Annotated in this window: 14 protein-coding genes and 1 tRNA gene; 5 read left to right on the forward strand and 10 right to left on the reverse strand. The window is 44.9% G+C overall.

The features are described from left to right. The first annotated feature begins 210 nt into the window (after positions 1-210). Complete coding sequence (pckA, locus tag BM135_RS09070; protein ID WP_092519435.1) at positions 211-1,830, forward strand: phosphoenolpyruvate carboxykinase (ATP); 1,620 nt, start codon at positions 211-213, stop codon at positions 1,828-1,830. Positions 1,831-1,957: 127 nt separating this feature from the next. Here the strand turns inward: pckA and BM135_RS09075 are convergent, their stop codons facing one another. The 6 genes from BM135_RS09075 to BM135_RS09100 all read right to left on the reverse strand — a co-directional run bounded on the left by BM135_RS09075 (position 1,958) and on the right by BM135_RS09100 (position 10,650). Continuing rightward, positions 1,958-2,653 (reverse strand): pirin family protein, encoded by a 696-nt coding sequence (locus tag BM135_RS09075; protein WP_092519436.1) that lies wholly within the window; start codon positions 2,651-2,653, stop codon positions 1,958-1,960. A 305-nt stretch (positions 2,654-2,958) separates the two neighbouring features. After that, complete coding sequence (locus BM135_RS09080) at positions 2,959-3,900, reverse strand: GNAT family N-acetyltransferase (RefSeq protein ID WP_092519437.1); 942 nt, start codon at positions 3,898-3,900, stop codon at positions 2,959-2,961. 12 nt (positions 3,901-3,912) lie between these two features. Beyond that, positions 3,913-5,157: a phenylacetate--CoA ligase family protein gene (locus BM135_RS09085; RefSeq protein ID WP_092519438.1), complete on the reverse strand. Its 1,245-nt coding sequence runs from the start codon at positions 5,155-5,157 to the stop codon at positions 3,913-3,915. Positions 5,158-5,172: 15 nt separating this feature from the next. Continuing rightward, on the reverse strand, positions 5,173-7,641 hold the full coding sequence (locus BM135_RS09090; protein ID WP_092519439.1) for an acyl-CoA reductase: 2,469 nt from the start codon (positions 7,639-7,641) through the stop codon (positions 5,173-5,175). A 1-nt stretch (position 7,642) separates the two neighbouring features. Further along, the gene (locus BM135_RS09095; protein WP_092519440.1) at positions 7,643-8,773 is read right to left on the reverse strand and encodes a LuxE/PaaK family acyltransferase; all 1,131 of its coding nucleotides are present in this window, start codon (positions 8,771-8,773) and stop codon (positions 7,643-7,645) included. 674 nt (positions 8,774-9,447) lie between these two features. Continuing rightward, entirely contained in the window at positions 9,448-10,650 is a 1,203-nt protein-coding gene (locus BM135_RS09100; RefSeq protein ID WP_092519441.1) for a BaiN/RdsA family NAD(P)/FAD-dependent oxidoreductase, read from the reverse strand. Between the two features lie 298 nt (positions 10,651-10,948). On the opposite strand from BM135_RS09100, the gene pitA reads away from it, so the two are divergent. Next, entirely contained in the window at positions 10,949-12,439 is a 1,491-nt protein-coding gene (gene pitA / locus BM135_RS09105) for an inorganic phosphate transporter PitA (RefSeq protein WP_092519442.1), read from the forward strand. Between the two features lie 97 nt (positions 12,440-12,536). Here pitA and uspB read toward each other — a convergent pair whose 3' ends face one another. Further along, positions 12,537-12,866: a universal stress protein UspB gene (gene uspB, locus BM135_RS09110; protein ID WP_092519443.1), complete on the reverse strand. Its 330-nt coding sequence runs from the start codon at positions 12,864-12,866 to the stop codon at positions 12,537-12,539. A 360-nt stretch (positions 12,867-13,226) separates the two neighbouring features. On the opposite strand from uspB, the gene uspA reads away from it, so the two are divergent. Together uspA and gdhA are read left to right on the forward strand one after the other, a co-directional pair. After that, positions 13,227-13,658, forward strand: coding sequence for a universal stress protein UspA (gene uspA / locus BM135_RS09115; protein ID WP_092519444.1), 432 nt, complete (start codon positions 13,227-13,229; stop codon positions 13,656-13,658). A 274-nt stretch (positions 13,659-13,932) separates the two neighbouring features. Continuing rightward, positions 13,933-15,276 carry an NADP-specific glutamate dehydrogenase gene (gene gdhA / locus BM135_RS09120; protein WP_092519445.1) on the forward strand — a complete coding sequence of 448 codons (1,344 nt, stop codon included), beginning with the start codon at positions 13,933-13,935 and terminating at the stop codon, positions 15,274-15,276. A 164-nt stretch (positions 15,277-15,440) separates the two neighbouring features. On the opposite strand, the gene rsmJ is transcribed toward gdhA, so the two are convergent. Further along, positions 15,441-16,184, reverse strand: a complete 744-nt coding sequence (gene rsmJ, locus BM135_RS09125; protein WP_092519446.1) for a 16S rRNA (guanine(1516)-N(2))-methyltransferase RsmJ — start codon at positions 16,182-16,184, stop codon at positions 15,441-15,443. Positions 16,185-16,190: 6 nt separating this feature from the next. Beyond that, complete coding sequence (prlC, locus tag BM135_RS09130; protein ID WP_092519447.1) at positions 16,191-18,233, reverse strand: oligopeptidase A; 2,043 nt, start codon at positions 18,231-18,233, stop codon at positions 16,191-16,193. A gap of 225 nt (positions 18,234-18,458) precedes the next feature. Here prlC and BM135_RS16960 point away from each other — a divergent pair. Then, a tRNA-Sec gene (locus BM135_RS16960) sits at positions 18,459-18,553 on the forward strand. A 243-nt stretch (positions 18,554-18,796) separates the two neighbouring features. Here the strand turns inward: BM135_RS16960 and argE are convergent. Further along, a complete protein-coding gene (gene argE, locus BM135_RS09135; protein WP_092519448.1) occupies positions 18,797-19,954 on the reverse strand; it encodes an acetylornithine deacetylase in 1,158 nt (385 codons plus the stop codon). Positions 19,955-20,014: the final 60 nt, after the last annotated feature.

The raw sequence follows: 20,014 nt of genomic DNA on the forward strand, positions 1-20,014 counted from the left end.
TATTGGCACTGATTATATAATTAATGGATTTCTATGGGGCGTTAAGTACGCCCTTTTTATGTAAATTATTCTCCCAATTTCGTGTTCTGTGTCTCATATAAATTCAAAAAAAGTAATGTGATTTCAATTTTTTGATAACAATCGCGGTTAATTAGTCATAATTATTTATTATCCCCACAGAGATAAAGTATAACTGACCAGGAGCAACAAATGAGCGTTACAGGCATTACTGAGCAGGAACTTGCGGTTTATGGTATTTGTGGTGTTAGTGAAATTGTTTATAACCCAAGTTATGAGCTGTTATTCTCTGAAGAAACTCAATCCTCACTACAAGGGTATGAGCGTGGCACATTGACTAATCTCGGTGCTATCGCGGTGGATACAGGTATTTTCACTGGGCGTTCCCCGAAAGATAAATACATTGTCCGCGATGATATTACCCGTGATACCGTCTGGTGGGCTGATCAAGGTAAAGGAAAGAACGATAATAAGCCGCTCAGTCAGGAAACCTGGTCTCATCTTAAGGATTTGGTTACTCAGCAACTTTCAGGCAAACGTTTGTTTATTGTCGATGCTTTCTGCGGAGCCAATGCGGATACGCGTCTGAAAGTACGTTTTATCACTGAAGTGGCGTGGCAGGCACATTTTGTAAAAAATATGTTTATCCGTCCCTCAGACGAAAAGTTAGTTGGCTTCACACCTGATTTTATTGTGATGAATGGAGCGAAATGCACGAATCCACAGTGGAAAGAGCAGGGGCTGAACTCTGAAAATTTTGTTGCTTTTAACCTGACAGAACGTATGCAGTTGATCGGTGGTACTTGGTACGGTGGTGAAATGAAAAAAGGGATGTTCTCAATGATGAACTACCTGTTGCCACTGAAAGGTATTGCTTCCATGCACTGTTCTGCCAACGTGGGCGAGAAAGGTGATGTTGCTATTTTCTTCGGTCTTTCCGGGACGGGGAAAACCACTCTTTCCACTGATCCGAAACGTAAGTTGATCGGTGATGATGAACATGGCTGGGATGATGACGGCGTGTTTAACTTTGAAGGTGGCTGCTACGCAAAAACCATCAATCTGTCCAAAGAGGCTGAGCCGGACATCTATCACGCTATTTGCCGTGATGCCTTGCTGGAAAACGTCACTGTACTGGCAGATGGTACGGTTGATTTCAATGATGGTTCCAAAACAGAAAATACCCGTGTTTCTTATCCGATTTACCACATTGAAAACATCGTTAAACCTGTATCAAAAGCAGGGCACGCGACTAAAGTCATTTTCCTGACCGCAGATGCATTCGGAGTACTGCCTCCGGTTTCCCGCTTGACCCCAGAACAGACCCAATATCATTTCCTGTCTGGCTTTACGGCGAAATTGGCGGGAACTGAACGCGGAGTAACGGAACCCACACCAACTTTCTCAGCTTGTTTCGGTGCGGCATTCCTGTCACTGCATCCGACACAATATGCGGAAGTTCTGGTTAAGCGTATGCAGTCATCAGGTGCGAAAGCCTATCTGGTCAATACGGGTTGGAATGGCACGGGCAAACGAATTTCCATCAAAGATACCCGTGCGATTATTGATGCGATTCTCACTGGCGACATTGAAGATGCGGATACCATTCAACTGCCGATTTTTGATCTGGCCGTACCGATCACATTGCCGGATGTAGATACGGGCATTTTGGACCCACGCAATACCTATGCTGATAAATCCGAATGGGATGTGAAGGCAAAAGATCTGGCACAGCGCTTTATCGATAACTTTGATAAATATACCGATACTACTGCGGGTGCTGCATTGGTAAAAGCAGGCCCTAAACTGTAGTGCCTATTTAAAGTGCCTATCTGATTAAATTTAAGCCTTCCATAAAAGAACTCTACTCAGTGAGATAGAGTTCTTTTTTAATCTATATTTCGCAATACAGTGAAATCCAGTGAAATAAAACCCAGCATTAGTTGGATGGTAAGTCGAACAGTAGGATCTCACTTTCTTGGTTAGCAGTTAATTGAAGATGAGACTCATCCCAGATAGCAACACCATCGCTGGTGGTAGCCCGTATTCCATTGATCATGACTTCACCATAAACGACCTGAATCCAGATGATTCGTGTTTTTTCCATCTTATATTCATCATTTTCGCCATTTTTTAATGTCCAACGCCATAATGTCATATCCTGAAAAACTTTCAGGGAGCCAGTACGGGCATCAGGAGAGAGAACTAATTGGCGGCCTTCGGTGGTATCAAAGCGGTGTTGCTCATAGCGGGGAGTAAGTCCCATTTTTTCCGGCATGATCCAAATCTGGTAAAGGTGTAGTGGGCTATCATGCTGTGGGTTATATTCTGAGTGACGGATACCCGTTCCCGCACTCATAATCTGGAATTCTCCCGCAGACACTTGCCCTTTGTTCCCCATACTGTCCTGATGCTCTACTGTTCCAGACAGCACATAAGTCAATATTTCCATATCCTTATGAGGGTGCATACCGAATCCCTGACCAGCATCAATCACATCTTCATTAATGACCCTGAGAGCAGAAAATCCCATGAAGTTTGCATCATAGTAGTTGGCAAATGAAAAAGTATGCCAACTGTCCAGCCAGCCGTGATTGGCATGACCTCGTTCTGAAGATTGACGTAAATAGATCATTTTCAAAATCCCTCAATGTTTTTTCGTAGTCTAGTTGAAGGATTGAAATATAAAAGATTGTAAATTTAATCTTAAAATTCAAAATTTTTGAATGAAAAGGAGATGATATTAGGCAAAAAAAAGCCAACATGAAGTTGGCCTATAAAGTAAACACTGGAAGCAATGTGAGCAATGTCGTACTTTCACATGGACCCTGAAGGTGGTGCACTGAAAGTGTCAGGAATGATAATCGTTCTCAATATCATTTGTAAAGTGTTTTTTTAATCAAATTTGAAAGTACGGTTTAAAAGTGTGATTTAGTCACGTTAGCTGTATTGTTCACTATTCCCCAACTCCATTTGATAGAGATGTTGAGTACCCGTGTCGTGAAATTGATATGGCGTCAATTGGTAGCCTCGTAACCACAATAAAAACCATCCATCATGCGTGTCTGGGCAAAGCCCCGCAAATCGGAAACCACCTTTTTTGAGCAATGAACACAATCCCAGAGATTCTTCACACGCAGGCAGTTTCAAATAAATCAACTGTCCGGAGGGAAAATCGATGACCTCCGATAAAAAGTCAGAATGAATATCGTATAGAGTGATCTCCAAACGTCGCCCGGATTTTTTAATGGTAAAAGGCTCAGAAATCATGGAGTGCTGATACGCTGATTGTGCATTTAGTGATGATTCGCCAACATATTGACTGATCTGGGATACCCAGTTCTGCCAAGGCGGTGGCCAGTTCAGCTTAGGTAATGGCAATGATTTAAGCGGCAAAATGCCCTGAATGATACTTTCAGGTTCTGGCAAACCAAATGGCGAATCGACATAATCCAGCATCAGAGCCGTCGAATAGAAACCCAAATTTCGGGCGATGTACTGGCTTTTAGGGTGTGAACATACCTGCTTTATTGTCAATAAATTATAACCTTGCTCTTTCGCATAGCCGCATAAATAACTGCCCAGAGACTTCGCCACACCATAACCTTGAAAATCGGGATACACAGCAATGAGTGCCAGCTCTGCCTGATTTTGTTGCATGGTATCCTTAACCAGAGAAGCATGACCAATGAGCCGCCCTTGATGGAATGCTAAGGCCGAGTGCCATTGCCCTGTGGTTTGGTTGTCATTGATGAGTCTTGGCAGATAGATGTCAGGATAGACATACGAATCGCCGTAAACTTCACGGAATAATTGGCTGATTTTTTTATCATCGCCTGACTGATAGCTGCGAATCTGAATAGCGGAATGGAAGATAGTCATCGATTTCAACCTTTAGTTATAACTACGCAGATCCACAACTCGTTGCAATTTACCTGAACGTGGGTGTGTATACATACCATCAATATTGGTTTGCACGATCTCCAGCATATTTTGATGTGTGCAAATTTCGTCCAGATTTGGAAAGGCAGTCATTACCCTATGGCGTATTGTGTCAATATCTACCGCTTGCAGGCTTGCCACCAACAATCGGATTTGATCTTGCCCCGCCTTCTGGCTTAGCTCCAATTGCCAGGCCAAAAGCTCTGTTTGTTGTGATAGCTCTGCCGCTAAATCGTCAGGGAATAATGACAGCGTGCCAAATCGTATGCGGTAGCCCTGATTTGCCCGTCCTTGCAAGGCGAATTTACGGCCTGCCTGCTCTGACTCGCACCAGCAAGCCATATCACCAGTAGGATAGCGGATTACAGGCATGAGTCGTCGTTGCAGGTTAGTGACAACTAATAGGCCACGTTTACCCGGTTCAGTAATCGGTTGATGATTTATTTCATCTACGATTTCAATAATGGTGTCGTTACCAAATACTCGGTGTTCCCCCTGTTTGCATTCTGGATCAGCATAGCCGATTAAGCCGGCATCGACACTGGCACAACCGATTGAACCTAAACGAGCTTGAGGGAAAACTTGCCGTATGATTGCGATCTGTGAATCAAACAAACTTTCCCCACCGTAAAGGATGGTCTCCACCATCGGCAGTGTTTGGCCAGTATCTTTCAGGTAGTGAGCCAGATGGATTAGCTGAACCGGTACACCTGCCAGTACGTTAATGTTGTGAAGGTGGATATTGTTAACCAGCAATTCATCCTCGACCTTACAGGTGAAAGGAAATTCCAATATGGGGAGTGGTGCATTTGATAATGCACCATGGATAAATATAAAGCTGGTATAAAGGTCACCAGCAAAAAACAGATTAGCCACCCGATCCCCAGTTTTTAATTGGCGGGCAATGCCTTGACCAAAGGAGTCAATAAACGCTGTCCATTCTTGTTGACTGAAAACTGACAAGCGTCCATCGCTGGTTGATCCCCCCGTTTTAAACACATGGCCGCCTTCCAGCGGCGCAGTCAATACAGGCCATTTTTGTAAGTCGTTTGAATGTGCCCAGTAATCACTGGGCTGTACGAGTGGCAAATCTTCCAGAGTCCAATTTTCGGGAACAGACTTATATAGCTCTCGGTAATAAGCCGAATGCTCGCGCGCATGGTGGAGCAAATCAATCAATATCGTTCTGGTCATCATCTTAATTTTACTCAATTAATATTTACGCAAGTCGATGAACAATGGTGTTTTCCCACTATGTTCATTGCGGTGAAATTCAGCAATTGAAGTGGAAATAACGTCTAAACTCAGAAGTTTTCCGTCAACAACTTCGGTAATTTGGGGATCTTCCAATAAGCTCTGGAGCACTTTGGCAGGCTCGGCATGATCAACCAATAGCTGAATGCCATCAGTACCATCACTGTTATGATCGATTATCCATTGCACTGGCAATGCCAGTTGTTCAGATAAATCAGCAAGATTGAAAAAAATACTTCCTACCCGCAGCAGGGAGCCACTGCGCCCTTTAAGCCGGAATCGTGGGGAAGTCAGTCCACAAGAACAAGGTTGATTAATCCAGCAGCCGAGATCGCCTAAATCGTAGCGTTGGATGGGCTGCGCCTCTCGGTGGAGGGAAGTAAATACCAGACGTCCGGTTTCACCATCTGCCACAGGTTGATCATTCTCTATATTGAGAATTTCCAGCCACTGGGTATCAGCCATTAAATGGAATACTCCATACTCGCTGGCTGCGCACGCATGACCCACTGGGCCGGCATCGACTGAACCGTAAATTGTTGAGCATATCAGGGTAACGCCAAAACTGGTCAGGAAGTTCCGTTGGCTCATATTGAGGTGTTCACCGCCCAAAAAGAGCTTACGAATGCCGCCATACTGACGCAATTTGGTGGCTTCATTCAGAAATAACCGATGCAATGTGCTTGGCATTCCTACTAGAGTATTAATACGCTGACTCACGATAAAATCAGCGATTTCACTAAAGTCATTATCAGCAGGGCCGCCCATTGGATATTGCGCCACATCCAATTTATCCAGAATGGTGAAAAAGCTCATCATGCCGCCGTACAATTTCCCGCCATACAACAGGTTCATGACGCGATCGGTTGCGGGTTCAAGCCCTGAGGCGAATACGCCATCGGCGGCTGCCTGCATTTGCCTGTGGTAATCATGGTAGCTGTAAGCGGCGAGTTTAGGTGCACCACTGCTGCCACCACTGCGGAAAAACAGGCGGGCTTTATCATTGGGAACCAACGCTTGAAAATCGGCCTTATTCATGACGGGAAGATTTTCTAACCCGCGTGGACGAGGCGGAGGAACATCAAGATGAGCGCAACCCACCATTAACTCAGGTGCAATGCTGACAGATACTCGTTTGGTAAGGCGTGATAGTGCGTAGACACCATCATGTGGTTCCCCGCTATAGCCGCCATGCATCTGACCTGCCGGAGTAATGCGACTGATGCCCGCAGCAAACAAAGTATGGCTCATTTCGGTGATATGTTCTTGACGGGTAATCAAAGCACAGCTTTGCAGATGGTTACGCCAAGGCTGCAAAATAGAACACAGACGCTGACGCGGAGCTGGACGTATTTGCAACGTACGGAACAGAGGAGAAGCCGCCAATTCCTCTTCATGTCGCCATATCACCCGCCATCCGTCGGTGCGCCAGATTTCACCATGTACTGGTGTAAACGCGAAATCAAGTTGTTGGAAAGCCGTTTGAGTCGTAATTTCAGCGGATTCCTGGATATCCTGTTTCATGGCTGGATGCAATCCAGCACGACGTTGTAGAGCGGCAGCCATGCGCTGTCCGATATGTTTTAAAACTTCAGGTTCATCACTATCGACCAGCAAACATTGCGGGCTGGAACAAGCTTGTTGGTCATAACAACAGACATCATCAGCCAAGGCATCCAATTGAGCATCATCGACGGCTTCAGGACTCAACCAAGCAATACTGATGCGATGTCCCCAATCTATCCAGCGGCAACCAGCGGGCAGTTGAGCACGAATGGATGCCAGAGATGAGTCACTGCCCCAAGCAGAAACAGCATCGGCCTGATTGAACAGTTCTGCCAGTTGTGTCACTGGCAACGGCAATACTGCTACCCGATTAGCTAAATCACCTGAAATATCGTGGGCTAAAAATTCTGCCAGAAGTTGTGCACTAAACCCGTTGTCGCTGCTGCTTGGGCGTAACCAGTTAATATTACCCACCAGCAAACTCTCTATCACAGCCATAAAGGGCAGAAGTTCAGCATTGGAAGGCGTAATATGGACGACCAATCCCAATGGCTTCCAAGCCTCATATCGATTCTGGTTATAATCGAATCGACGCAGCGAAAAAGCATTTTGTCCGAGTTCTCGCGCCAGTTTGGCTTCCAGCGCCTCGCGTTGGCAAAAAGCGATAAGCGCTTCCCGAGTCTGGGCATCAAACAGGGGATGTTCACTCAGATTGGAAAGATATTCAGCAAAGCGTTGTGCGCAATCAAGTACCTGCTCAGAAGTATGGGGGCGTGCCAGCAGCTCAGGTAAATGCTCACGTAATTTCGAGATTTTTTGTCCGACCAACTGTTCTTGTTCTGCTAAAGACTTTGAAGAAACCGGGTTATTCATTATTTTTGTAGAAACGGTATTTGTAGAAACGATATTTACGGAAGACATATCAAGATCTCTCAATCAATTCTGAAGCGGCAATGGCACAACTACGGCTTTTGCTGGTACCTGCTCGGCCAAGCAGTTCAAACCAATCTGTTTCAAGTTCACATCCACAACTTTTACCGGAATGCAGCACAGCCAGGTCACTGGTGACAATGCTGTGGGCAGGGCAGGAAGTGATATAAGGAGATGTAAAATGCAGAAAGCCCGGTTCTCCATAAGGTTGGCACGTCAAATTAGCGGTATGGCGTATATAGGCGCGGGCATAGACTGGGACATGAAAATTATGGTGAGAGCATTCAACATAAGGTACTGGATGTTCAACTGAACCATAACCATCACGACAGCGAATATCAGGAATACCTAGTTGTTCGGTCAACCGTTGATACAATTCTTTTTTAGGAATGGATTTATCGGCATGTGTTTTCCAGCCTCCGCCGAGGAAAACCAGCGATTCCGGATGTAATTTCAGTGCAGGCAGTCCCATTTGCTCCATTCTTTGCAGGGTAAACCACAAAAAGGCCGGGAAACCAAAGATACGCACAGGCAATCCTTCCTGAGCAAACTGCTGGAGTGCGGTAATTGTACCGAAGGGATCGAATTCATTACCTTGCCCATTATGGCGCAGAGCATAGTAGGCTCGATTTACGGGAGCATATTTGCATAGGAACTGATCAGTGTAGGCCGTGCCCAGAGTGATGGCACCCGCGGGTTCGTAGCTAAGCAATAGATAGTTACATGGTTGATCAGGGGTATTCCAGCCATAATAGTCAAAAATACAGTCCACCATATGCTGGGCGGCCGCAATACTTTCAGAATCATAGCGCATGCGGCTTTTCTGTCCGGTGGTGCCGGAAGAGGTCAGTTCCAGCGCATCTCGTGCACTATCACTGAGTATCAGATTACGCTTGAAATAATTGGCAAATAGCAAGGGCAGAGTTGACCAGTCATCCCGCGTCATTATCGCTTGTTTATCCAGACCATGTTCTGCCAGCCACTGCTCATAACCAGAGGTATGTTCACAGTGGTATAGCGTCAATTCACGCATAGCGTTAGTAAATAATGCGTCATATTCGGCACAAGCACGGTAAGGATGTGTGATAGCACACAGTGCTTTGACGTGAGGTAAGTTTTGCATATTAACACTCATTCTTCAGTAATCGCTACAAAGGATTATCAATTAAAAATATTAATTAAATTATTTATTCTTCTATTGAATGCAATAATTTTTGATAGGCTTTAATTATTATTTAATCTAATTAATAATAGTGCCTATTTTAATTAAATATTTAGGCTTTGTTGGAGAGTGATGCGTTAGTTTCTGACAGTAATTAAGTCTATTTTATGGAAAAATAGCGATATTATGGATAATAATAGGTGTTTTTTGCCATTTTTATAGTTAATGTCAGCCCTGCGTTTGCGGGGCGCATTATTCCAAACCAAATGGCAATAATCAAATTATTTCTCTAATGTTTTAGGTTGTTTTTGTATTTAACGAAATTATTATTTAATACACTTAATCAGTTATTTATTCTTATATTATGATTGGTTTGAATTTCTTTTGGCACGCAAATGACATTTTATACGCACTGAAAATATGGTTATAACAGGATGCGGTGTCTAAATTTGAACTAGAGTAAGGTATAGATCAGTAGGTTATTAAAGCTGGAAGACTTCGGGTAACCTTCCAGCTTTTTTCGGCGGTATAGAGTTGACACCTAGATAACCGTTAATGGTCAGATTATCCGGTTACCTCAATATCACTAAAACGATTGGTATTGAGTATCCAATTTATCTCACTATGGACAAACATTATTGCCGTTGCACAGCCACCAACGCTTGTGCACAAGCCCACGCCGAGCTCCACGCCCATTGGAAGTTATACCCGCCAAGCCAGCCGGTCACATCAACTACTTCTCCAATAAAGTACAACCCCTTCACTTTATGAGATTCCATCGTTTTTGATGACAACTCATTAGTATCCACTCCGCCAAGAGTGACTTCCGCCGTGCGATAGCCTTCCGTACCATTCGGTTGTACCTGCCAGCATTGCAGGGTGGTGATCAGCGCTTTTTTCTGTGCAGGATTAAGTTGTTTTAGAGAAAGCTCCGGCAATTGCCCGAGAGACTGCAAACATTCGACCAAACGTTTAGGCAGTAATTTAGACAGGGTATTTTTCAAACTCTGATTGGGATGAGACTCCCGCTCTTTATCCAGAAAATTTTCTAAATCCGTGCCAGGAAGTAAGTTAACACTCACATACTCACCAGGCTGCCAATAGCTGGAAATTTGCAAAATAGCGGGGCCGGAAAGACCACGATGGGTGAACAAAATATTTTCCCTGAATACTGTGCCATCTTTTGCAGTTACAACGGAAGGAACTGCGACACCGGAGAGAGTTTGAAGTTGATCCAGTAGTGGTTTATGTAGGGTAAAGGGAACTAATGCTGCACACGTAGGTAGGATTTTGAGTTCAAATTGCTCCGCGATGCGGTAACCCAGAGGAGAGGCTCCCAATCCGGGCATGGACAATCCCCCGGATGCCACAACAAGTGAGTGTGCGCTTACTTCTTTTCCTGCCGCTGTAATAACAAAGCTCTGCTCTTTCTTCTCGATATAAGTGACTTCACTGCGCAATTGAATAGTGACTTGCCCTGTTTCACATTCTTTTAACAATAGGTCTATAATTTGTTGAGCTGAATCATCACAGAAAAGCTGCCCCAATGTTTTTTCGTGATAAGGGATACCATGACGTTGTACCAGATCAATAAAATCCCATTGGGTATAGCGAGCAAGTGCTGACTTACAAAAATGGGGATTGGCAGAAAGGTATGCCGCCGGCTCGGTATACATGTTGGTAAAATTGCAGCGTCCCCCACCGGACATCAAAATCTTGCGGCCTGCTTTTTTGCCGTTATCCAGTACCAGAACGTTTAATCCAGCTTGTCCTGCCTGCGCAGCACAGAATAAGCCAGCAGCGCCAGCACCAATAACAACTACATCAAATTTTTCCATTCGTCTGTCTCTTTTGGCCGAGTTATTTGTAGGAAATTACTGCATTGTGGGGGCTATTTTCACGAACCATAGAGAAAAATATGCATTTGGTTTAACTTTTTACGGTAAAAAATCATTTTTCATCAAAAAAATATTAAAATATTAAAATTAAGTAACTGTTTGATATATTTGATAAATACAAAGGTTTCTATGCCGATTGAGCGTTATTAAATCAAAAAAAGGTCATATTTCTCTTTTCCCGCTAACGTTTGTCACTGATAATGCGCGCGTTCATGTCCTACTAACTGGCTTAACGTTTATGCTACATCTGTTTACTGGCTTGGAATTTTATACCGGCCTTATGTTAGTGCTTGCTCTGTTGTTTGTGCTTTTCTATGAAGCCATCAATGGGTTTCATGATACCGCAAACGCAGTAGCAACTGTTATTTATACCCGTGCGATGCGTTCGCAGCTTGCCGTTGTTATGGCTGGGGTTTTTAACTTTTTGGGTGTTCTCCTTGGTGGATTAAGTGTCGCTTATGCGATTGTGCATCTGCTGCCTACGGATCTTCTGTTAAATGTCAGTTCAGCTCACGGTTTGGCTATGGTTTTTTCCATGCTGCTGGCGGCGATTATCTGGAATTTGGGTACGTGGTATTTCGGTATTCCAGCATCTAGCTCTCATACGTTGATTGGCTCTATCATCGGCATTGGTTTGACCAATGCGATAGTGACCAGTTCGTCGGTGATGGATGCGTTGAATATTCCGAAGATGATACAGATTTTCATGTCCTTGATCTTGTCACCTTTGATTGGTTTGGTGATTGCCGGAGCAATAGTGTTTTTGTTGCGTCGCTATTGGAGTGGTACGAAAAAACGTCGCCGTATCCACATGACGCCTGCCGAACGTGAAAAACAGGATGGTAAACGTAAACCTCCATTCTGGACACGTACCGCCTTGATTCTTTCTGCTGTTGGTGTGAGTTTTTCCCACGGTGCGAACGATGGTCAGAAAGGTATTGGTTTGATCATGCTGGTTCTGATTGGCGTTGCGCCTGCGGGTTTTGTCCTCAATATGAATTCACCCACCTATGACATCACTCGTACTCGTGATGCTATCGGCAACTTGCGGACGTATTATAAGCAGAATGCTCCAGCGTTTGCGCATGCAATTGAGCCGACCTCAGTCGCTTCTTCTGTTGGAGATCAGCAGGATATGACATTCCATTGCGATAATTCACGTGCATTGGAGGTACTTGACACCGCTGAAAAAATGCTGGTGAATGTCCAGAGTTTCAGCGAATTGGCGCCAGAGCAGCGTAGCAAAATGCGCCGTATGTTGATGTGCATTGCTGATACAGCAAGCGATGTGGCCAAGCAGCCAGAAACCGAACCTAAAGGCGCAGGTCTCCTGAACGGCTATCGCAAAGATATACTGAAGACTGTGGAATATGCGCCGATGTGGATCATTGTTGCAGTAGCTCTTGCCTTGTCTTTGGGCACAATGGTTGGTTGGAAACGTGTTGCTGTGACTATCGGTGAGAAGATTGGCAAAAAAGGCATGACTTATGCCCAAGGTGTTTCTGCTCAGGTTACTGCTGCGGTTTCTATTGGTGTTGCCAGTTATACTGGTATGCCAGTATCCACAACGCAAGTGCTCTCTTCTGCGGTGGCGGGGACGATGTTGGTTGATGGTGGTGGTGTGCAAAGCAAAACTATCAAAAACATCATGTTGGCGTGGGTTTTAACGCTGCCGATTTCGATTGGATTGTCAGGATCACTGTATTGGATCGCCCTGAAACTGATCTAATCATATCTTAGAAAAAAGGGTTGGCTGTTCGTTATTGCAAGCCGACCCTTTTTTATTATCTCTTGTTTTTTGTTCACATTCATATCTCAAATTTACGTTAAAGCATAATTGCTATAAGACATAGCAGAACAACGCCACACAGGATTCCCGTCAATATAAATTGCTTCCTCATCCTTTCGCACAATAAGACGATGTCAGAGTTGTGATGGTTGATATAACCTTGTGAATTGATATAACGCACTAGCCGAAACTGTTTGTTGAACTGACCACTAGTTTTAAAAAAACCATTTCCATCAACGGATTGATACAGCATTGGGTCTGATTCGCGCAAAATTGACAGAAGTACACGGAGCGAAGAAAAATAGCGAATTATGTTAATAATGCAGATAAGGCAAACTGCCCAAAATAGCGCGGTGGTACTGAACATATTTCCCCTCCTGATCGCGGCAACAAAAGTTGCCAGTAAAGAAAAAACCAATAGGAAAAGTTTTAATCTGAATAATAACTATGTTAAATATTATACCCAATGGATTTCAAGTTGCTGCTTTGTTGGCTACACAGCAACTGAAAATCTATTGGATCTATACTCAGCTATTATGGGTAATTTGCCAGTAATGTTGTTTTTTCTGGGACGGATTCTATGTTTTCAGTTAGTAAAGAAGGTAAAAACAACAAGTTGTGATCAAAACAACACTCAAAAGACACATTGAACAGTTATAGTATAAATATCGAATTGTGGCGCTTAACACTGCCAATCCGTTTAATCAACGTTATGGAAGGAGTTCTTATGGCTTACAAACATATTCTTGTTGCGGTTGATTTATCTCCAGAAAGTCAGATTTTGGTGGAGAAAGCCGTATCAATGGCGAAACCGTACAATGCCAAAGTTTCCCTGATCCATGTTGATGTTAACTACTCCGATCTTTATACCGGCCTGATTGACGTAAACCTTGGCGATATGCAGGAGCGTATCGCGGATGAAACTCGTAATTCTCTGAAAGAATTATCTACCAGTGCAGGCTACCCCGTTCATGAAACATTGAGTGGTAGTGGTGATTTAGGGCAAGTTCTTGTTGATGCTATCAAACAATACGATATGGATCTGGTTGTATGTGGTCACCATCAGGATTTTTGGAGCAAGTTGATGTCTTCAGCTCGCCAGCTTATTAACACTGTTCATGTTGATATGTTAATTGTACCTTTGCGTGACGAAGAATAATCTTCGGTTGATATTTTATTCTGTAAAATCGCCTGCTTATGCAGGCGATTTTTTTGTCGCCAAAAAAGATGATGAAACTGATTTAGAAATTGTCAAAGATATTTTTAGGAAGACTTACAAAAAATAGTTGTTGAAATTTAAGCATAAAACAGTGCTATATTCAGAAAGCAAACCGTACTTACCTCGCATTTTCGACAAAAAAATAATATGGAAAATGGCTGGGAGTCATCACTTCTGCATGACAATATCTGCATGGTAATAAAGGAAGCTCTACATGAATGTTTCATCATCTTTAGTCTCATTTCTTGATTCGATTCAGTACCACAATCCACATCAACCAGAATATTTACAGGCAGTACGAGAAGTGTTGACCTCTCTCTGGCCTTTTCTTGAACAAAACCCGAAGTATCGTGAGCAAGGATTATTGGAGCGTCTGGTAGAGCCGGAAAGAGTCATTCAATTCCGCGTTTGCTGGGTGGATGATCAGGGCAAAGTGCAGGTAAATCGTGCGTGGCGAGTACAGTTCAATTCTGCCATTGGGCCATTCAAAGGTGGGATGCGTTTTCATCCTTCGGTTGACCTTTCTATTCTGAAATTTCTGGGCTTTGAACAGACATTGAAGAATGCATTGACGACGCTGCCAATGGGAGGCGGAAAAGGGGGCTCTGATTTCGATCCCAAAGAGAAAAGTCACGGTGAAATCATGCGATTTTGTCAGGCATTGATGACTGAACTTTACCGCCATTTAGGGCCTGATACCGATGTGCCTGCCGGAGATATTGGTGTGGGTAGCCGTGAAGTTGGTTTTATGGCGGGTATGATGAAAAAACTGTCCAACAATACGGCGTGCGTTTTTACGGGCAAAGGGCTTTCTTTTGGTGGCAGCCTGATCCGCCCTGAAGCTACCGGCTATGGGCTGGCTTATTTCACCGATGAAATGCTTAAACGTCATGGCATGGGGATTGAAGGCATGCGGGTGTCTGTGTCTGGAGCGGGGAATGTCGCCCAATATTCCATTGAAAAATGTATGGAATTAGGGGCGAAAGTCGTTACTGCATCGGATTCCGGCGGTACGGTCTTGGATGAAGAAGGTTTTACGCCGGAAAAACTCGCCCATCTTGAAGAAATTAAAAATCAGCGTTACGGTCGTGTGGAAGAGTATGCCAAAGAGCGCGGGCTGACTTTCTTTAAGGGGCAAGATCCGTGGTCCATTCCTGTGGATATAGCCCTGCCTTGTGCGACTCAGAACGAACTGGATTTGGAAGCGGCGAAGACGTTGATTAAAAATGGCGTGAAAGCGGTTGCGGAAGGCGCCAACATGCCAGCAACGATTGCGGCTACTGATGCTTTCCGTGAAGCAGGTGTTTTGTTTGCACCGGGTAAGGCTGCCAATGCAGGCGGAGTGGCAACTTCGGGGCTGGAGATGGCACAGAACGCAGCGCGCTTGAGTTGGAAGGCAGAGAAAGTAGATATTCGCTTACATCACATCATGCTCGATATTCATCACGCTTGCGTCGAATATGGCGGAGAAGGGAAACAGATTAACTATGTACAGGGCGCTAATATCGCTGGCTTTGTCAAAGTGGCAGATGCGATGTTGGCACAGGGCATTGTGTAGATTGGTTACGTAAAGGTAATTTCCTCGACAATAGAATACTATGATGAAAAATTAAGTTAAACGGCCTGAGCCCGGTACAATATCGGGTTCAGACCATATAACTGCCATATAACGTGTCCAATATAAGGAATTCACTTCACAAGGCGGGCTTTCCTGAAATGTGATCAGCAAGGATAAATATCGAAACGGTGGTTTTTGGTGGTAATTGCAGCGGATGCTTTAACCCTTGCCAACGGCTCTGCATAATCAGGCCGTTTCACTACAACCCGACGTTTCGCCAACGCTAGAGCGGGTTCAAGCAAATTGTCCGCATCCTCATCAGCCCCAACCAACGATTGGAAAACCCGCATCTCTTTTTTGACCAGCGCGCTTTTTTGCTTGTGTGGATACATTGGATCGAGATAAACCACATCCGGTGGCGGTGTGATATCTGTCAATGCCGTAATGCTTGAGGCGTGGATCAGCGTCATACGATCTTTCAGCCAGCCACCAATCTCTTCATCCTGATAGCCACGTTGTAGGCCATCATCCAACAATGCAGCTACCACAGGATGGCGTTCCAACATCCTGACGTGACAACCGATAGAAGCCAGTACAAAAGCATCACGCCCCAATCCTGCGGTGGCATCCACGACATTGGGTAAATAATCTTTTTTAATACCGATGGCTTTAGCGACGGCTTCGCCACGGCCTCCACCAAAGCGGCGACGGTGTGCCATTGTCCCGCCAACAAAATCGACATAAATCCCGCCCAGCTTTGGTTCATCGCGCTTGCGCAATTCCAGCCGTTCGGGAGTTAATACCAGCGCCATGACTGATTCTTCATCATAGATCAGGTTCCAGCGTTCAGCCAACAGCGATAAGGCGCTGCGATCAGCGCCTTCTTCACAAATCAAACAAATCTTCACAGGTTATTATCCGCCGATGCCATAGCTTTTCAGCATTGCATCCAGTTTTGGTTCACGACCACGGAAACGGACAAACAGTGTCATTGGATCTTCTGAACCGCCGCGGGACAAAATATTGTCAAGGAATGACTGACCCGTGGTGCGATTGAAAATTCCCTCTTCCGAGAAGCGAGAATAGGCATCTGCTGCCAGAACATCCGCCCACAGGTAACTGTAATAACCCGCAGCATAGCCACCATTGAAGATATGGCTAAAAGAGTTCGGGAAGCGTCCCCAATCTGGTGATGGCACAACAGAAACCTGTTTTTTCACTGATTGCAGAGTTTCTAGGATTTGTGCCCCTTTGGCTGGATCATATTCCGCATGCAGACGGAAATCGAACAAACCAAATTCAAGCTGGCGCAGAATTCTCATCGCGGCCTGATAATTTTTGGCTGCCAGCATATTATCCAGCATCTCTTGCGGCAGTGGTTCATTCGTTTGGTAGTGACCGGAGATAAACGCCAGAGCTTCAGGCTCCCAGCACCAGTTTTCCAGAAACTGGCTTGGGCACTCTACCGCATCCCAAGGCACACCTTCAATGCCGGCGACATCCAAGGCTTCAATCTGAGTCAGCATATGGTGCAGACCATGCCCAAACTCATGGAACAGCGTTGTGACTTCACTGTGCGTGAACAGGGCTGGCTGATCACCGACTGGCTTGTTGAAGTTACAAGTCAGATAAGCGACAGGATTTTGCAATTCGCCTGACGAGCGACGCATTCTGCCGACATAACTGTTCATCCATGCTCCACCACGTTTATGCTCACGTGCGTAGAGATCCAAATAGAAACTGCCGCGCAATACTTGTTTGTCATCATACAGATCAAAGAAACGTACATCAGGATGCCATGTATCCACATCATATCGCTCTTTGGCGGTGATACCATAAATGCGGTGAACCACTTCAAACAAGCCTTCCAGTGCGCGTTGTTCAGGGAAGTAAGGACGAAGCTGCTCATCATCAATGGAAAAGTCATGCTGTTTTTGCTTCTCGCTATAATAGGCCAGATCCCATGCTTCCAGCTCATCAACACAGTAGTGAGATTCGGCGAAATCGGCGAGAGCTTCCAACTCCTCCTTACCTTGTTGGCGGGCGCGTTTGGCTAAGTCGTTCAGAAAATTAAGAACTTGCTGAGGAGTCTTCGCCATTTTGGTTGCGAGGGAATTTTCAGCATAGTTCTTGAACCCCAGCAATTGGGCAAGTTCATGACGCAACGCGAGTATTTCTGCCATGACTTCACTGTTATCCCATTTTCCGGCATCAGGTCCTTGCTCCGAAGCCCGGGTGAGATAGGCGTAATACATCTCCTCGCGCAGTTCGCTATTATCGGCATAGGTCATGACGGGCAGATAACTTGGCATATTCAGCGTCAGCAACCATCCTTCCTGACCTTTGGCTTCGGCAGCGGCCTTAGCTGCGGCTTTGGCACTTTCAGGCATACCATCCAGATCGCACTCATCGGTAATCAGCTTGATCCATCCCATTGTGGCATCCAGCAAATTATTGCCGAACTTCGCACCCAGCTCAGATAAACGGGCAGTAATTTCACCGTAACGTTTCTGTTTCTCTTCTGGCAAGCTAATGCCGGTCAATTCAAAATCACGCAAAGTATCTTCAACAACCTTGCGCTGTGGCTGGGAAAGCGCTTTGAAAGCATCACTTTCTTTCAGAGACTTATATGCCTGATATAACCCTTTGTGTTGTCCCAACCAAGTAGAGAACTCGGAGAGCAAGGGCAGACTTTGCTCATAGGCTTCGCGAAGCTCTGGACTATTTTTGACAGCATTCAGGTGGTTAACAGGAGACCACACGCGGGAAAGTTTATCTTTCTCTTCTGAAATGGGTTGGCACAGATTATCCCAAGTAAAGGCGGAGTTTCCGGATAAAATTTTCTCAATTACTTGACGGTAGTTGGCTAACACCTCTCTCACAGCAGGCACGACATATTTTGGTTCAATTGCAGAGAACTTAGGCAATGCAGACGATGTCAGTAACGGATTAGTCATAATGAGCGCCTTATATGTGTAGTTGAGTATATAGGTCGAAATCTGCCCTATATCCCAATGGGTTGTTGACGATAGATGGGGATAAGATATCGTGAGTTCAATGCTAATGCCGCACTTTTCTGCGAGTAAATAGGCTCTATTTCTATCAGAGATCTGAGAAGTCATAGAGAAGTTTAGATATGACTAGAGACGCGCTATAATCCTCCGCTCATCAATTTATTTAATGGAAGATCATCGTCCCCGGTGGGGCGGCTGGACTTCAAATCCAGATGGGGCCGCCAGCGACCCTCGGCAGGTTCGACTCCTGTGATCTTCCGCCATAAGTTGTCCAGTGACATCTTTTTTCTTCAATAAAATCCTATTGTTTCAATTCATTGCTTAGGTTGTTAACCTTGTGTGGTCTAACTTAATCTATTGAAATCTTAGGGTGCATATGGGATGTAAAAAAGTCTATAAGCGACGAAAGGAGACGATAGAGCGCAGTTTTTCGAATGCGAAACAGCATGATGATTGGAAATTGCGAAAAACCCCGATGTCCCCACCGAGGTTATATGTATTGAACGTCAGTCCGCATTCAAACAAAAATGCTCCACCAGCTGTGAAAGCAGTTTCCTTGTGGGTTCAATAAACGCCATATCTAAAAATTCATCGGGTTGATGCGCCTGTTCAATCGCTCCCGGCCCCAAGACCAATGTTGGGCACAATTTCTGAATAAAAGGTGCTTCCGTACAGTAATTGACGGTATCCGCTTTCGTTCCCAACAGTTTTTCAATTACGCCAACCAGTTTGTGATCTGTTGGGCATTCATAACCCGGAATGGGGGGATGAAGTTCTGTCACATTCAGTCGCCCAGGCCAGCGTTGTTTTACGGGTTCCAGTGCGTCATTCAACAATCCATTCAAATCCTGTAAGGTCAATCCGGGAAGCGGGCGGATATCCATATGCAATTCGCAGCAGGCGCAAATGCGGTTTGCGGCATCGCCGCCGTGAATATGACCGAAATTCATGGTTGGGTAAGGAATGACGAAAGCCGGATTGTGATAGCGCTCTTGTAAGGTGTTGCGCAGTTCTATCAGCTGGATTATGGATTCGTGCATCAGATCAATGGCATTGACGCCTCGAGCTGGATCGCTGGAATGCCCAGATTTCCCTTCAATGCGGATCGCTTGAGCTATATGCCCTTTATGGGCGCGGATTGGCTGTAATGATGTGGGTTCGCCAATGATCGCAAAATCAGGCCGGATATTGGCATTGGCAGCAAAGTAACGTGCCCCTGCCATTGATGTTTCTTCGTCAGCGGTAGCCAGAATATAAAGGGGATGAGAGAGTTTACTGACATCAATATCCCGCAGCGCATCAACAATAAAGGCAAAAAAGCCTTTCATGTCAGCAGTCCCAAGCCCATATAACTTGCCATCGCGTTCAGTCAGTGTGAATGGATCTTGTGTCCAGCGCCTCGCATCAAAAGGAACGGTATCTGTATGACCGCATAGTAATAAACCGCCCGAACCACTGCCCAATGTTGCCAGCAGATTGAATTTACCTCGGGTTTCGGGGACGGGTTGAATTTCAATGGAAAATCCAATCTCTTTTAGCCATTCAGCCAGCAGATTGATGACAACTTCATTACTTTGATCTAACTCAGCATCGGTTGCGCTGATAGAAGGAGCGGCAATGAGCTGGTGATATAATTTAATAAAAGACGGTAATTTAATATTCACTGTTGACAGCCCTTACTCATAATAGTATCAATATTAATGCAAATTAATTGCATATAAATT

The organism is Xenorhabdus japonica, assembly GCF_900115195.1.
Lineage (GTDB): Bacteria > Pseudomonadota > Gammaproteobacteria > Enterobacterales > Enterobacteriaceae > Xenorhabdus > Xenorhabdus japonica.

Bases quoted from the DNA above. Each gene is read 5' to 3' on its own strand.
- pckA (WP_092519435.1), top strand. From the start codon at position 211: ATGAGCGTTACAGGCATTACTGAGCAGGAACTTGCGGTTTATGGTATT.
- BM135_RS09075 (WP_092519436.1), bottom strand. From the start codon at position 2,653: ATGATCTATTTACGTCAATCTTCAGAACGAGGTCATGCCAATCACGGC.
- BM135_RS09080 (WP_092519437.1), bottom strand. From the start codon at position 3,900: ATGACTATCTTCCATTCCGCTATTCAGATTCGCAGCTATCAGTCAGGC.
- BM135_RS09085 (WP_092519438.1), bottom strand. From the start codon at position 5,157: ATGATGACCAGAACGATATTGATTGATTTGCTCCACCATGCGCGCGAG.
- BM135_RS09090 (WP_092519439.1), bottom strand. From the start codon at position 7,641: ATGTCTTCCGTAAATATCGTTTCTACAAATACCGTTTCTACAAAAATA.
- BM135_RS09095 (WP_092519440.1), bottom strand. From the start codon at position 8,773: ATGCAAAACTTACCTCACGTCAAAGCACTGTGTGCTATCACACATCCT.
- BM135_RS09100 (WP_092519441.1), bottom strand. From the start codon at position 10,650: ATGGAAAAATTTGATGTAGTTGTTATTGGTGCTGGCGCTGCTGGCTTA.
- pitA (WP_092519442.1), top strand. From the start codon at position 10,949: ATGCTACATCTGTTTACTGGCTTGGAATTTTATACCGGCCTTATGTTA.
- uspB (WP_092519443.1), bottom strand. From the start codon at position 12,866: ATGTTCAGTACCACCGCGCTATTTTGGGCAGTTTGCCTTATCTGCATT.
- uspA (WP_092519444.1), top strand. From the start codon at position 13,227: ATGGCTTACAAACATATTCTTGTTGCGGTTGATTTATCTCCAGAAAGT.
- gdhA (WP_092519445.1), top strand. From the start codon at position 13,933: ATGAATGTTTCATCATCTTTAGTCTCATTTCTTGATTCGATTCAGTAC.
- prlC (WP_092519447.1), bottom strand. From the start codon at position 18,233: ATGACTAATCCGTTACTGACATCGTCTGCATTGCCTAAGTTCTCTGCA.